The organism is Microbacterium sp. NPDC076895 (assembly GCF_040687115.1).
Lineage (GTDB): Bacteria > Actinomycetota > Actinomycetes > Actinomycetales > Microbacteriaceae > Microbacterium.
The window spans coordinates 301,521-315,079 of the sequence record NZ_JBFBMQ010000001.1; the positions used below are offsets into that span (position 1 = coordinate 301,521).

Consider the following 13,559-nt stretch of genomic DNA (forward strand, 5'->3'; position numbering starts at 1 on the left):
GCTCGCGGCACTTGTTATATTCCGTTATCGGGAATATGCTCGCAGACATGAGCACCTCTCGACCTGACACGACATTCTGGATCCTGACGGCGCTCGCGAGCGGTCCGCAGCACGGCTACGGCATCCTGCGAGGCGTGTCCGAGGCGTCGCAGGGCACAGCGACGCTGAAGACCGCGACGCTCTATGCGACCCTCGATCGCCTCACTGCCAGTGGCGCCGTCGAGGAATCGGGGGAAGAGATCGTGGATGGGCGCGCTCGCCGCTACTTCCGCCTCACACCCCACGGCCGGACTCAGCTCGAGAGCGAAACTGCTGAGCTCGAGCAGCGGGTGGCCGCCGCGCGCAGGGCGCTGAGCCTCGCAGCAGGCGGGGGCGCGAGACCGCGGCCCACTCATCCGCGGAGCGCTCTGGCATGAGCCTCGACCGAGACCGCTTCGAGCGCCTCGTCCGCTGGTACCCGCGCTGGTGGCGCGACGCGAACGCTGCGACGTTCGTGGGCACCGCGATGGATGCTGCAGACGCAGCCGGTCTGCGCGCACCATCGCGCGGTGAGCGCATGGCGGCCGCACTGGCGGGCCTGGGTACCCGGCTCGACGCCACCACCGCGCGCGTTGCAGGCGTTGCAGCCCTGTTCTTGTCGGCGCTCGTCGCAGCGGCTGGCCAGTTCGGGCTCACCTACGCTACCCCCTGGCTGTCCACGACGATTCTTGTGACTCAGGTCGGGCTGGTTCCGGCTCTGTGGTGGACAGTCGCGCTCGCCTGCGCGCGGCACCGTCTTCATCTCGATCCAACCCGCACGCTCGTCGCGCTTGGCATCGCCATGATGGCGACAACCGGCGCTGCACTCGCCTTCGCGTCCTGGGGCGTCGGCTTTGATGAGGCAGACGCCGGCGACCCACGCTCGCTCTTCGCGGCTCTGTTTCCTGCTTTCCTCGCACTCGGATCGACAGCAGCAGCCTGTGCGGTCGTCGTCGCGATGAGCGACCGGCTCCCGCGTCGCCGCGGGATGCGGGTACTGATCGTCGTCACGAGCATGATGGGTGCCGCGCTTTCGCTTCCCTTCGTGGCAGTCATGCTCGCGTCACCGATCACGACGCTCCTCGTCTCCGCCGGGGCTGTCGTGATCATCGCTCTCGCCTGGCCCGACCACCGCGAGCGCAGCAGTCCCCCATCCTCGACGGCCGACACCGACGCGGACGTGGTCGAACGACGACGCGCAGCGCGCGCGCTCGCTATTGCCGCCGGCATCACGTCACTCCTGGGGATCGCCTTCGCGGTTTCGGGGTCGCTGTATACGAGCCTCGACGGCACCGAGGCGATGATCGTCGGCATGCGTGCCGCGGCCGGGTGCGGCATCCTCGTCATCCTCGCTCTCGCTCTTCGCGCTCCGCGGCGGACCGCGACGCAGCAGAGGGCAGTGTGGGGGGCTGCAACGTTAGGTGCACTGACTCTTGTGCTCGTCGTGACCGGATGGGGAACGATGCTCCCCTCGGGCAACCCTCGCCTGATCGGCGCCGTGGTCTGGCTTCTTCCGGCGGCAGCGATCGTCTGGCTCGTGTGGGCCGCCTCGTGGCGAAACCGATCCCTCGCCCTGGCCATCAGCCTCATCGCCGCAGTGTCGTTGCCGATCATCGGGCAGATGCTTGCGGCCGTTCTCGGCATCCTGACGCCGATCGTTGCGATCGTGGTGGTGTTCTTGCGTGTGAGGGCACCAGCGCAGCAGCGAGTGCAGGTCGAACCCGCCTGAACCATTCATGTCAATGTATCGACACATTGCGACAATGTTGATACAAAAGAGACATGTCTTTCGAGTTCGACATGGTCTGGTTCACCGCCGTGATCCTGTGCGCGCTGGCCCTGGTGCCGATCATCTACCTGATCGCCAGTCGGCGGAGGAATCTGAGCGCGCAGCAGGCTGCGCAATATTCGCGGTCCTCGAAGCTCCCGTTCGGCACGGGGGAGAACTATGTGCGGGTGCGCGAGCGGCTCGGTCGACGCGGCCGCGCATCGATGTGGGGCGTGCTGGTCGCGCTCGTCGTCTGGAGCCCCTTCGTGCTTTGGGGCGCTTCGTGGGGCTCGTCACTGGTCATGTGGCTGGTCACGCTCTCGATCGTCATCGGCGTACTGACTGTCTCCTCAGTGGCTGAGACCATTCGCGATCAGCTGCGGGCGCCGAGCGCGGATGCCCCGCGCGTCGCGCACTCACGGCAACTCACCGCGCGGGATTATCTGCAGCCCTGGCGGCGTGTTCTGGCCCCGATAGCACTCGGTGCCGCAGCCGCGGGTGTGGCAATTGTCGTCGCATGGTGGATGGCGCAGCCCGGCCGCATCGCGACCGACACCGTCTGGTAGTCTGTGGGCTTTCTCGCCTTCGCGATCATCGTTTTCGTCGTGATGCAAGTGTTGGAGCGCGTCGTCCTGTCCCGGCCGCAGCTCGCGAGCGATGACCTTCAGCTCGCGTGGGATGACCTGTTCCGCGCCGATGCGCTGTGGACCTTACGCAGCGCCGCGACGATGGCCTCAGCACTGCCCCTGGGGATGGCGGCAGGAGCGCTCATGCTCACCCCGCTCGCCGTTTCCCCGCCGGACCTCACGACGATCATGAGCACCTGGACTCCGGTGTTGATCGCCGCGGCCCAGGTGACGTACTCCCTGGGGCTCGGGAAGATGGCGGCATCGCGCTATCCAGCCACATTCCGCCCTCAGAGTCGGCGACTCGCGAGCCCGCCAGTCGAGCTTGCCCGGGGAGAGAGCGCATGATCGTCATTGACCCCGCCTCGCCCACTCCTCCGTTCGAGCAGCTGCGCGCGCAGTACGTTGCGGCGATAGCGAGCGGCGAACTGCCCCCGGGATCACGGCTTCCCACGGTGCGCCGACTCGCCGGCGACCTCGGACTTGCGCCGGGCACGGTGGCTCGGGCCTACCGGGAGCTCGAGACCGCGGGCCTCATCGAGACCCGCGGCCGCCACGGCACGTTCGTCTCCGTCGATGAGAACGCCGCTCTCGGCCAGATTCAGCGAGCTGCCGCAGCCTTCGCGGAGCAGGTCCGTGGCCTGCGCGTCGACACCGATCAGGCCGTCGCGGCTGTGATTGCGGCCCTCAAGACGACCGAAACCGACGAACTCCCCGCCTGAGGTCGCGGCGCCGGGTCCAGATTCGGTCGGAGGATGCCGTTTCTGTCGGATCCGCGAGCCTGAGCCATCCGACAGAAGGCAGCGTCTCCGACGCAATCGTGCGCGGCGACGGCTAGGCGAGGGCCTCATCGATCATCGCGATGAGGTTCTCGGTGCCGGTGCGGATGCCGATCTCCGAGGCACGATCGGCCATCCGCGACCGCTCGTCGGGATCGGTCAGCAGGGGCAGGATGCGGCCTCGGACTGCCTCCGGGGTGAATTCGGCGTCCGAGATCAGGACCGCGGCGCCATGTGCCACCGCCGAGGAAGCGTTCAGCGCCTGCTCGCCGTTGCCGACGGCGTAGGGCACGTAGACGGCGGGGATGCCGAGGGCGCTGATCTCGCTGACCGTTGCGGCCCCCGACCTCGAGACGATGAAATCGCACGCCGCGAAAGCGAGGTCCATCCGGTCGACGTAGCGGCGGAGGGCGTAGCCCGACACGCCTGGGTCCTCGAGGTCAGACCGGTCGCCCGTGACGTGGATCAGCTGCCAACCGGCATCCAGCACCTCGCGCCAGGAACCGGCGAAGGCCGTGTTCAGCCGCAGCGCCCCGAGAGACCCCCCGAAGACCAGGAGCGTCGGGCGGTCGGGGTCGAGTCCGAAATGCGCGGCTCCCTCTCGACGCAGGGCAGACCGATCGAGATCCTCGATCTCGCGGCGAAGCGGCATCCCCACCAGTCGCGCCCGCGGCAGCGGCGTCCCCTCGAAAGCAACACCCACGCCGGCGGCACGCCGCGCACCGAGTCGGTTGGCAAGCCCCGGTCTCGCGTTGGCCTCGTGGACCACTAATGGGATGCCGGCGCGCCGAGCGGCGACGTAGGCGGGCGCCGACGCGTATCCGCCGAACCCGACGATGACATCGACCTCGTGCCTCGCGATGTGTTCACGGACCTGGGCGACCGCGCGACGGAACCTGCCGGGAAAGGTTGCTGCCGCACGGTCGGGTCGCCGCGGAAACGGCACCTTGTCGACGACGAGCAGCTCGTAGCCGCGTTGCGGCACCAGCCGAGATTCCAGACCCTCTGCTGTCCCGAGGACGCGCACATCGGCATCAGCATCGCGCGCGCGGAGGCCGTCGGCAACGGCCAGCAGGGGGTTCACGTGCCCGGCGGTCCCGCCGCCGGCCAGCAGGTAGGTCGTCACCGTCCGACCCTATCTCGCCCCACGGAACGTCGGCGGGCGACGGCCTCAGCGGCGAGCCGCGGCCCGGGGTGCTTGCCGCGTCGTCACCGGAATCGTGCGGGCGAAGGCCAGCAGCACACCCGTGGCAACGAGCACCGACACCAACGACGTGCCTCCCTGGGACATGAAGGGTAAGGGGACGCCAAGTGGCGGGAACAGGCGCAGCACGACGCCGATGTTGATCAGCGCCTGGCCGACAATCCACACGGTGATCGCGCCCGCAACGATCCGCACGAACGTGTCGTCAGTCTTGCGGACGATGTGGAAGGCACCGATCGCGTAGATCGCGAACAGCCCGAGCACGACGATCGCGCCGATGAGTCCGAGCTCTTCACCGACGATGGCGAAGATGTAGTCGCTGGATGCCGCCGGCAACCACTCGTACTTCTCTTTCGAGTTCCCAAGTCCCAGGCCGAAGATGCCGCCGCCGGCGAGTCCCCAGATTCCGTGCAGCGGCTGGTAGCAGGTGCTGAGGTAATCCGCCGTGCAGTCGGTGTTGAAGACGCTGAGGATGCGCTCCATGCGGTTCGGGCTGGTCACGGCCAAAGCAGCGACCGCGACGATGGCGCCGAGCAGCGGAATGATGAAGACCCGCAGCTTCACGCCCGAGAAGAAGAGGGCGCCGAGCGCGAGGAGGAACAGCACCATCGCTGTCCCGAGATCGTGGCCCGCAAGCACCGTGGCGATCACCGCGGCGGCGACCGGCACCACCGGGATGAACACGTGCCGCCAGTCCCCCAGCAGCGTGCGCTTTCGGAACAGGATGAACCCCAGCCACAGCGCGAGCGCGAGCTTCAGGAACTCCGAGGGTTGCGCCTGGATCCCCGCGATGAGGATCCAGTTGCGATTTCCGCCGTCTTCGACGCCGAGAGGCGTGAAGACGAGGAGCTGGAAGGCGGTCGTGACGATGAGGGCTGGCCACGCGATCCGCTTCCAGAAGCTCACCGGCAGCCGGCTGGCGATGAACATGAGCGGCAGGCCGATCACGGCGAACACCGCCTGCTTGATGACGGCATCGTACGGCGCCTGACCTGCGGCGGTCGCCGTCGCGCTGGTGGCGGAGAGCACCATCACGAGGCCGAAGATCGTCAGCAGGACGGCGCTGGAGGAGATGAGTAGGAACTCACCGGCAACCGGGCGGAAGAGTGACCCGAGCGAGACGCGGGCGGCGAGCCCGCGCTTGGGTGTGGGCTCGTCAGGCTCCTGCGGGAGCGGACGGATCGGCGTCGGTGTCGCCATGTTCGCCCCTTCCCACTCGGTGTCTCACTGCCGCAGCGAACTTCTCACCGCGGTCGGCGTAGGAGGCGAACTGGTCGAAGGATGCCGCAGCCGGTGCGAGAAGGACGACATCCCCCTCGGCCACGAGTCCGATCGCCAGGTCCACGACCTGCGCCATGACGTCCCCAGTCTCATCGGCAATGACCTCGTGCAGCGGAACGTCGGGCGCGTGTCGCTCGAACGCCGCGCGAACGGCATCGCGTTGGTCACCGATCACGATCGCTGCTTTTGCGAGGCGTCCCCGGGTCGAGACGAGCGTGGTGATGTCGACGCCCTTGAGAAGGCCCCCCACGATCCACACGGCACCGGGGTAGGCAGCAAGCGAGGATGCGGCAGCGTGTGGGTTCGTCGCTTTTGAGTCATCCACCCACGTGACGCCGGCGGCGGTGGCGACGATCTCCATCCGATGGGGATCCAGGCGGAACTCGCGAAGCGCACGCGCGATGGCCTCGGGCGGCACGTCGAGCGAGCGAGCAAGCGCGCTGGCGGCGAGGATGTTGGCAACGACATGGGGCGCAGCGAGACCGAGCTCCCGGAGCTCGTCGATCGTCGTGAGCTCGAGAGCGCTGGTGTGGCGCTCGGCCAGGAAGGCGCGGTCGACGACGATCCCGTCGACGACGCCGAGGTCGCTCGGGCCGGGAACACCGAGGTCGAACCCGATGGCGCGCGCCCCCTCGATGACATCGGCTTCTTCGACCATCTCGCGCGTCGCAAGATCGGCTTTGTTGTAGATGCAGGCGACGCGGGTGTGGTCGTACACCTGCGCCTTTGCATCCCGGTACGCCTCGAAGGATCCGTGCCACTCGAGGTGGTCGTCGGCGAGGTTCAGGCATACTGCCGCGTGGGGCGAGACAGGCTCCGGCGAGGACTGCAAGCTCAGGTACCAGAGCTGATGGCTGGACAGCTCCACGACCAGCACATCGAAGCCCGACGGATCACGGACGGCATCCAGGATCGGCGTGCCGATGTTGCCGCACGGAACTGCTCGAAGTCCCCCCGCCACCATCATGGTTGCGGCGAGCCCTGTGGTGGTGGTCTTTCCGTTGGTGCCGGTGATCAGCACCCAGTCGGCGGGAGCGCCGCCGGGACGCACGACCTTGTCGCGCACGCGCCACGCAAGCTCGATGTCCCCCCACAGCGCGATGCCGCTTTCGAGCGTCCAGCGCACGAGCGGATGCGTCGGGCTGAAACCGGGCGAGGCGATGACCACCTCGGGAGCGAAGTCGACGAGCTCGACGGGAGGGATGCTGAGCGAGCCGATCGATGACCGCACTCCGATGACAGGCAGCAGGCGCTCATACGCGGGGTCAGCCGACTCGGCCAGGACAAGGACGTCAGCGCCGAGCTCCGCGAGCGTGTCGGCCACCGAGAAGCCCGTCACCGAGAGGCCGAGGACGGCAACCCGCAGGCCGCGCCAGTCGGCGTGCCAGCTGGTCAGTCCATCCAGCCGCGAGGACTCGCCGGTCATGTGCGCGCGAGCCATTCGACGTAGAAGAAGCCGACGCCGGTAACCGCCAGGCCCGCGGCGATGATCCACATCCGGATGACGATGTTGGTTTCCGACCACCCCCGCATCTCGAGGTGGTGGTGGAAGGGGCTCATGAGGAAGAGGCGTTTGCCACGGGTGAGTTTGAAGTACACCCGCTGCAGGATGACCGATCCCGGTCCGATGATGAACGCCCCGGCGGTCAGCACAGTGAGGATCTCGGTGTGCGAGAGGATCGAGACCGCGGCGATGACACCACCGATCGCCATGGACCCGACATCCCCCATGAAGACCTGCGCCTTCGGCGCGTTCCACCACAGGAATCCGACGAGCGATGCAGCAAAAGTCGCCGCGATGATCGTCAGGTCGAGCGGATCCCTCGTTTGGTAGCAGGCCTGCTGGTAGGCAGCGACAAGGTCCTCGCCGACGCATCGCTGCTGGAACTGCCAGAACGTCGTGAGGCTCATGGCGCCGACCGTGAACACGCCCACGCCGGTGGCGAGCCCGTCGAGGCCGTCGGTGACGTTCGTGCTGTTCGACCAGGCGACGCCGATGAAGCTGATCCAGCCGATGTAGAGCAGGATGCCGACAGCAACCGGCAGAGCCAGGAAGTTCAGCACGGAGATGTCACGGAAGACCGAGACGTACGCCGTTGCGGGAGTCTGACCCTGGGCATCCGGAAACTGCAGCGCCACGATCGCCCACGGCACGATGACGATGACCTGACCGACAATCTTGCGCCAGCCTGACAGGCCGAGGCTTCGCTGGCTGCGCAACTTCATGTAGTCGTCGATGAATCCGACCAGCGCGAAGCCGATCATCATCCAGAGCACGAGGAAGCCTGAGATCGTCGGCGGGTTTCCGCCCGCGTAGGTGCCGATCAGGTACGCGATCGTCGTTCCACCCACGAAGATGACGCCACCCATCGTGGGGGTGCCTCGCTTGAACCCGTGCTGAGGGTTGTTGCCAGCCTCGGGTGTGCGGATGACCTGACCCCAGCCCCACCGGCGGAACAGGCGCAGGAACACCGGTGTGAGAAAGAGCGAGAACGACAGGGCGATCGCCGACGCCATCAGGAGGGATCTCACGAGAAGGATTCTCCCAGACGGTCGCCGAGGTGCCGCAGGCCCGCGGAGTTGGACGATTTCACCAGCACCCGATCGCCGTCGCGCAGCTCGGTCATCAGGTAGTCATAGGCCTCATCGGCTGTCTCGAAGAAGACCGCCTCACCGTCCCACGACCCCTCGCTGATCGCCGAGAGGTACAGTCGACGCGCAGCAGAGCCGATGACGACGATCCGCTGGATGCGCAGCCGCACTGCGAGAAGACCGACGCGGTCGTGCTCCTCCCCCGCGTATTCGCCGAGTTCGCTCATCGCGCCGAGAACGGCGACGGTGCGCTGATCCGGTGTCGTGATCTGCGCGAGTGTACGCAGCGCCGCGGCCATGGAGTCGGGGCTCGCGTTGTAGGCGTCGTTGATGATGCGGACGCGCTCGGAGCCCATCGGCTGCATCCGCCACCGCTCTGCCAACTCCATCGCCTCGAGCCGCTCGATGCAGGCTTCGGGACGGATGCCGAGCCTTGTCGCGGTGGCGATCGCGGCCAGCGCGTTCATGACGTGGTGCTCGCCGAGCACGCGGAGCACCACGGGGAACTCTCCGCCGTCAACGAGCAGTCGGAATCGCGTTCCCTCGGGCGTGACTTCGACGTCCTCGGCACGTACTTCGGCTGCCGAGGAGCGCCCGAACCAGCGGACTGTCGCACCACGCTCGGCGGCGATACCGGCCATCGCGGCAACGCGCGGATCATCCGCGTTCAACACCGCAATGCCTCCGGGCCGGACGGCGTGGATCAGCTGCGACTTCTCGACGAAAGTCGACTCAATGCCACCGAACCCGCCGGCGTGCGCCATCCCGACCATGAGGACGACACCGATGTCCGGGTGCACGAGGCCGGCAAGGCGCGCAATCTCTCCCGGAGCGCTCGCCCCGAACTCGCTGACGAGATAGCGGGTGCTTTCTGTGATGCGCAGCATCGTCAGCGGTGCCCCGACTTCGTTGTTGAAGGATGCCTGGGGTGCGACGGTCTCGTCCTCGGCCTCGAGGATGCGCGCCAGCATGTTCTTGGTGGTCGTCTTGCCGTTCGATCCCGTGATCCCGACGATCTGCAGAGCGCCCCGCGCCCGCACCTCGCCGACGACGAAGCGAGCGAGATCCGCCAACGCGTGGACCGCCCCGGGAACCACGATCTGCGTGATGGCGGCATCCAGCGGTCGCTCCACAATGGCGAGGACTGCACCTCGCTCGATCGCGGCCGGCACGAAGTCGTGTCCGTCGGCGTGCTCGCCGGGTTTGGCGACGAAGATGTCGCCGGGGCCGATGAGTCGAGAATCGGTATCGACGGTGCCCGAAACCACCGTGTCCGCGGAATCGGCGCCACGAAGGACGAGGTTTCCGCCGAGGACATCGGCTATTCGGGACAGAGTCAGACTGATCATGCGCAGGAAGCGTGCCGTCGAGATCAGCCGAAAGTCGGAAGATCGGGTGAGGCGGAGTTCGAAGGCATGATCCGGTAGGTCTTGAGCACCTGGGTCATCGCCTCACGGAACGCCGGAGCGTTGGCACTAGACGACTTTATCGTGGTCGGCTCGTCGAGCGTCACCACGACGACGTACTGGGGATCGTCGGCAGGAGCAAAGCCCGCGATCGTCGTGAAGTACGAACCGACCTTGTAGGTGCCGGCACCGGGGTCGACCTTTTCTGCCGTTCCGGTCTTGAGCGCGATCCGGTACCCGGCGATGCCGACCTTCTCAGAGACCGAACCCTTCGTGGCGACGTTTTCGAGCATGTCGGTGACCTGACGGGCCGCCTCGGGACTGATGACCTGCGTCGGCTCGCCGTTGTCTGGGGTCGTGACCGTGCCGTCAGCAGCCGTACAGGACTCGACGAGTCGCAGCGGCAGCTTCAGTCCACCGTTGGCAATCGCCTGATAGGCGTTCGCGAGCTCGGGCACCGTCGTCGTCAGACCCTGACCGTAGGCGGTGTTGTACTTCGTCTGGTTGTCCCACTGGCTCGGGTCACGAACGAGGCCGTTCGCCTCGCCGAGGAAGTCGACATCCGTGCCCTGCCCAATTCCGAACTTCGTGAAGTAGTCATAACGAGCCTGGTCGCTCATCATCCCGGCGAACGTGGAGATACCGACGTTCGAGGAGTTCACGAGCACGCCGTTGAGGGTGTAGTCGTAATCCGGGTGCTGCAGATCGTCGCGCACGCTCGCACCGTTGTCGAAGGTCTGCCGGAAGGGCACGTGGACGACCGAGAACGGGTTGGCGGTACCGGAGTCGACGAGCATCGCCGCCGAGAGCGCCTTGAAGGTCGACCCCGGCTCGAAGGTGTTGCGGAAGATCCGGCTCGCGCGATCGGATTCCTCAACGGCAGTCGGAGCGTTCGGATCGACGGTCGGGTACTCGGCTGCCGCACGGATCGCGCCGGTCTTGACCTCGACGACGAAGATCGAACCAGCCTTGGCTCCCGTATTCTGCGTCTGCTCAGCGATCAGCTGCTGCAGGTACCACTCGAGGTCGCGGTTGATGGTGAGTTGCAGCGTTCCGCCGTCGACGGCGGGCTTCTCGGTCATCGTTCCCGGGATGACGACACCGTCGCCGCCGCGCTGGTAGCGGATCTCGCCGTCGGTCGAGGCGAGACATCCGTCCTGGGAAACTTCGAGTCCCGCCAGCGGGGTGCCGTCGGACCCGACGAAGCCGACGAGGTTGCCGGCGACTGCACCATCCGGGTATGTGCGAGCAGGATGCGCAACAAACGCGAGGTACGGGATCTTCATATCCGCGAGCTCCCGGTACTGCGCCGTCGTCAGACCGCGCGTGAGCATCGCGTATCTGCTTTCGGGGTTTTCCGCCAGGGCCGCGGTAACGATCGCCTGGATCTCTTCAGCAGTCTGACCCGTCACGGCGCCGATCTCGGCCGAGATCGTCTCCCACGGAACCTTCACCGTCTCACCGTCGACCTCACGGTCGATCGGGCCGACGAGTTTGGGGTCCAGCTGTGCGTCGTAGAGCACGATGCTGCCGGCGAGGGTCGCACCGTTCTCATCGACAATGGTGCCGCGGGTCCCGTAGGTCTTCTGCGAACTCGACAGGCCGAGCTCGAGAGACTGCTCGATGTGATCGTTGGCGTTGACGACCTGAATGTCGACAAGACGGATGACGAAGGCCCCGATGACTGCCAAAACGATGAACATGGCGACGACGGTGCGACGCCGAGGGCTGCGGGTGCTGCGTCCGGTCATCGCGTCGTGGGGGTCGGTAGACCGTCGGTGAGCGCTGGCGGGATGACCGACTGCCCGGTCTCGTCCGTGACCTCGACGGGAGTCCCTTCGATGGTTGCGGCGGGGTCGGTGACCAGGGGCGTCTGGGTGATGAGGGCGTTGGCCACTGCTCCCCTTCCGACTGCGTCGATCGATGACTGCCAGCCTGCGGCCTGCGAGGCTCCGACCAAGGCTCCGTCCGACAGGCGGAGGAAAGTTGGCGCTTCGCTGATGACCATACCCAGGGCCGACGCGTTTGCCGCGAGGTACTGCGGCGAGCTGAGACCTGCGACTTCGTCGTAGAGGATCTGCCGGTCCCACGTGAGTTGTCGCTGCTGCGAGGTGAGAGTCGAGATCGCGTAGGTGTCCTGCGTGGTCAGAATCGACACGACCATCTGCGCGGCGACGATCGCCGCAGCCCCGAGAACCGCGACGATGCCGTACGCCAGACGCGGACGGCGTCGCGCTGCAGCCTGCTCGACCGGGCGAAGGCGCGGCGCACGGTCATCGGCCGGCCGGGTACTCGGGGCGAACTCATCGAGGGCTGCCAGCAGGTCCGCGCTCATGCGGCATCCTTCACTCGTTCGGCCGCGCGCAGCCGCACGGGCGTGGCACGGGGATTGCGTAGCTTCTCGTCGTCGGAGGCCATTTCGGCGCCCTTGACGATGAGACGGAACTGGGGGGCGTGCTCGGGGAGTTCTACGGGTAGGCCCGCGGGGGCTGTCGAGCGGACCGCCTGGGCGAGGACGCGCTTGACCAGGCGGTCCTCGAGGGACTGGTACGACATGACGACGAGGCGTCCGCCGACTGTCAACGCCTCGAGGGCGGCGGGAAGTGCCGTCTCGAGGGCCGCAAGCTCCGCGTTCACCTCGATGCGCAGGGCTTGGAACACCCGCTTGGCAGGATGACCGGCGTTCTTCAGGGCAGCGGGAGTCGCGTCCTGCAGGATGTCGACGAGCTGACCCGACCGCTCGATGGGCTGCTCGCCCCGCGCCTGGATAATGGCCCGGGCGTAGCGTCCCGCAAGCTTCTCTTCGCCGTACCGCTCGAAGATCCGGCGCAGGTCGCCTTCGCCGTACGTCGCGAGCACGGTTGCGGCTGTCACTCCCCCGGACTGGTCCATCCGCATGTCCAGCGGCGCATCCTGGGCGTACGCGAACCCGCGGTCGGCGACATCCAGCTGCAGCGACGAGACACCGAGATCGAACAGGATGCCATTCACGCGTGTGAAGCCGGAGCGTTCGATCGCGCCGGCGATGCCGTCGTACACGGTGTGCACCGGGCGCAGTCGGTCACCGAACCGGGCGAGCCGCTCAGAGGCGATGCGCAGAGCGTCGGTGTCGCGGTCGAGCCCGATCACCGTGAGCGCGGGGAACCGTTCCAGGAGCGCCTCGGTGTGGCCGCCCATGCCGAGGGTGGCGTCGACGACGACCGGGCTCTGGCCTGCGAGCGCGGGAGCGAGCAACTCGATGCAGCGCTCGAGCAGGACGGGGGTGTGGATGTCGCGCAGGTCCATGATGTCGGGCCGGACCACTGGGCTCTGATCCCCATCCGCTGAAGACCTGGCGCCGGGGAAGTGCGTCAGGGCCCCGCAGATGGGCATCACAACCGAGGGTCAGAACAGGCCAGGGATCACCTCCTGCTCCATCTCCGAGTAGGCGGCTTCGTTTCCTTCGAGGTAGTCGTTCCAGGCCTGCGCATCCCAGATCTCCGCGTGAGCGCCGACACCCGTGACCACGAGCTCGCGCTCAAGCCCGGCGTAGGCACGCAGCGGAGGCGGGATGGTGATGCGGTTCTGGCTGTCGGGGGTCTCAGCGCTCGCGCCCGAGAGGAACATGCGCAGAAAGTCGCGCGCCTGCTTGTTCGTCAAGGGCGCTTCGCGGATGCGCTCATGGACGCGCTCGAACTCTGCGGCCGAGAAGACGTAGAGGCAGCGTTCCTGGCCGCGGGTCACGACGATGCCGGCGCCGAGATCGTCGCGGAACTTGGACGGCAAGATGACGCGTCCTTTGTCGTCGAGCTTCGGAGTGTGAGTCCCCAGCAACATCCCGCGTCACCCCCCTTCGTCCGGCCCCTCCAGGTTGCACGCCACTTTACTCCACTTCCCTCCACTTTG

14 protein-coding genes are annotated in these 13,559 nt (G+C 67.0%); 5 read left to right on the forward strand and 9 right to left on the reverse strand.

Annotated elements, in window-relative coordinates; all coding sequences use genetic code 11:
- Positions 1-47: 47 nt before the first annotated feature.
- Genes AB0O89_RS01510 through AB0O89_RS01530 form a run of 5 tightly spaced genes read left to right on the forward strand, consistent with a single transcriptional unit; the run spans position 48 to position 3,134 of the window.
- Entirely contained in the window at positions 48-416 is a 369-nt protein-coding gene (locus tag AB0O89_RS01510) for a helix-turn-helix transcriptional regulator (protein WP_363493580.1), read from the forward strand.
- The gene (locus AB0O89_RS01515; protein WP_363493582.1) at positions 413-1,747 is read left to right on the forward strand and encodes a hypothetical protein; all 1,335 of its coding nucleotides are present in this window, start codon (positions 413-415) and stop codon (positions 1,745-1,747) included. Before AB0O89_RS01510 ends, AB0O89_RS01515 begins: the two co-directional genes overlap by 4 nt.
- A 53-nt stretch (positions 1,748-1,800) precedes the next feature.
- Positions 1,801-2,352, forward strand: coding sequence for a hypothetical protein (locus AB0O89_RS01520; RefSeq protein WP_363493584.1), 552 nt, complete (start codon positions 1,801-1,803; stop codon positions 2,350-2,352).
- Positions 2,353-2,355: 3 nt separating this feature from the next.
- On the forward strand, positions 2,356-2,760 hold the full coding sequence (locus AB0O89_RS01525) for a hypothetical protein (RefSeq protein WP_363493586.1): 405 nt from the start codon (positions 2,356-2,358) through the stop codon (positions 2,758-2,760).
- On the forward strand, positions 2,757-3,134 hold the full coding sequence (locus tag AB0O89_RS01530) for a GntR family transcriptional regulator (protein WP_363493588.1): 378 nt from the start codon (positions 2,757-2,759) through the stop codon (positions 3,132-3,134). Before AB0O89_RS01525 ends, AB0O89_RS01530 begins: the two co-directional genes overlap by 4 nt.
- Positions 3,135-3,246: 112 nt before the next feature.
- Here the strand turns inward: AB0O89_RS01530 and AB0O89_RS01535 are convergent, their stop codons facing one another.
- From AB0O89_RS01535 to mraZ, 9 genes are all read right to left on the reverse strand, one after another.
- Complete coding sequence (locus AB0O89_RS01535) at positions 3,247-4,317, reverse strand: UDP-N-acetylglucosamine--N-acetylmuramyl-(pentapeptide) pyrophosphoryl-undecaprenol N-acetylglucosamine transferase (RefSeq protein ID WP_363493590.1); 1,071 nt, start codon at positions 4,315-4,317, stop codon at positions 3,247-3,249.
- Between the two features lie 45 nt (positions 4,318-4,362).
- Positions 4,363-5,595, reverse strand: a complete 1,233-nt coding sequence (gene ftsW, locus AB0O89_RS01540) for a putative lipid II flippase FtsW (RefSeq protein ID WP_363493592.1) — start codon at positions 5,593-5,595, stop codon at positions 4,363-4,365.
- Positions 5,552-7,102, reverse strand: a complete 1,551-nt coding sequence (murD, locus tag AB0O89_RS01545) for a UDP-N-acetylmuramoyl-L-alanine--D-glutamate ligase (protein ID WP_363493673.1) — start codon at positions 7,100-7,102, stop codon at positions 5,552-5,554. Before murD ends, ftsW begins: the two co-directional genes overlap by 44 nt.
- Positions 7,099-8,208, reverse strand: a complete 1,110-nt coding sequence (gene mraY / locus AB0O89_RS01550) for a phospho-N-acetylmuramoyl-pentapeptide-transferase (RefSeq protein ID WP_363493594.1) — start codon at positions 8,206-8,208, stop codon at positions 7,099-7,101. The genes murD and mraY overlap by 4 nt, the downstream gene beginning before the upstream one ends.
- Positions 8,205-9,617, reverse strand: coding sequence for a UDP-N-acetylmuramoyl-tripeptide--D-alanyl-D-alanine ligase (murF, locus tag AB0O89_RS01555; protein WP_363493596.1), 1,413 nt, complete (start codon positions 9,615-9,617; stop codon positions 8,205-8,207). Before murF ends, mraY begins: the two co-directional genes overlap by 4 nt.
- Positions 9,618-9,640: 23 nt before the next feature.
- Positions 9,641-11,425 carry a penicillin-binding protein 2 gene (locus tag AB0O89_RS01560; protein ID WP_363493598.1) on the reverse strand — a complete coding sequence of 595 codons (1,785 nt, stop codon included), beginning with the start codon at positions 11,423-11,425 and terminating at the stop codon, positions 9,641-9,643.
- The gene (locus AB0O89_RS01565; protein WP_363493600.1) at positions 11,422-12,009 is read right to left on the reverse strand and encodes a hypothetical protein; all 588 of its coding nucleotides are present in this window, start codon (positions 12,007-12,009) and stop codon (positions 11,422-11,424) included. The genes AB0O89_RS01560 and AB0O89_RS01565 overlap by 4 nt, the downstream gene beginning before the upstream one ends.
- Positions 12,006-12,959, reverse strand: coding sequence for a 16S rRNA (cytosine(1402)-N(4))-methyltransferase RsmH (rsmH, locus tag AB0O89_RS01570; protein ID WP_363493675.1), 954 nt, complete (start codon positions 12,957-12,959; stop codon positions 12,006-12,008). The genes AB0O89_RS01565 and rsmH overlap by 4 nt, the downstream gene beginning before the upstream one ends.
- 99 nt (positions 12,960-13,058) lie before the next feature.
- The gene (gene mraZ, locus AB0O89_RS01575; RefSeq protein ID WP_363493602.1) at positions 13,059-13,490 is read right to left on the reverse strand and encodes a division/cell wall cluster transcriptional repressor MraZ; all 432 of its coding nucleotides are present in this window, start codon (positions 13,488-13,490) and stop codon (positions 13,059-13,061) included.
- Positions 13,491-13,559: the final 69 nt, after the last annotated feature.

Excerpts from the sequence above, each read along its gene's own strand:
- AB0O89_RS01510 (WP_363493580.1), top strand. The coding sequence starts at position 48 with ATGAGCACCTCTCGACCTGACACGACATTCTGGATCCTGACGGCGCTC.
- AB0O89_RS01515 (WP_363493582.1), top strand. The coding sequence starts at position 413 with ATGAGCCTCGACCGAGACCGCTTCGAGCGCCTCGTCCGCTGGTACCCG.
- AB0O89_RS01520 (WP_363493584.1), top strand. The coding sequence starts at position 1,801 with ATGTCTTTCGAGTTCGACATGGTCTGGTTCACCGCCGTGATCCTGTGC.
- AB0O89_RS01530 (WP_363493588.1), top strand. The coding sequence starts at position 2,757 with ATGATCGTCATTGACCCCGCCTCGCCCACTCCTCCGTTCGAGCAGCTG.
- ftsW (WP_363493592.1), bottom strand. The coding sequence starts at position 5,595 with ATGGCGACACCGACGCCGATCCGTCCGCTCCCGCAGGAGCCTGACGAG.
- murD (WP_363493673.1), bottom strand. The coding sequence starts at position 7,102 with ATGACCGGCGAGTCCTCGCGGCTGGATGGACTGACCAGCTGGCACGCC.
- murF (WP_363493596.1), bottom strand. The coding sequence starts at position 9,617 with ATGATCAGTCTGACTCTGTCCCGAATAGCCGATGTCCTCGGCGGAAAC.
- AB0O89_RS01560 (WP_363493598.1), bottom strand. The coding sequence starts at position 11,425 with ATGACCGGACGCAGCACCCGCAGCCCTCGGCGTCGCACCGTCGTCGCC.
- AB0O89_RS01565 (WP_363493600.1), bottom strand. The coding sequence starts at position 12,009 with ATGAGCGCGGACCTGCTGGCAGCCCTCGATGAGTTCGCCCCGAGTACC.
- rsmH (WP_363493675.1), bottom strand. The coding sequence starts at position 12,959 with ATGGACCTGCGCGACATCCACACCCCCGTCCTGCTCGAGCGCTGCATC.
- mraZ (WP_363493602.1), bottom strand. The coding sequence starts at position 13,490 with ATGTTGCTGGGGACTCACACTCCGAAGCTCGACGACAAAGGACGCGTC.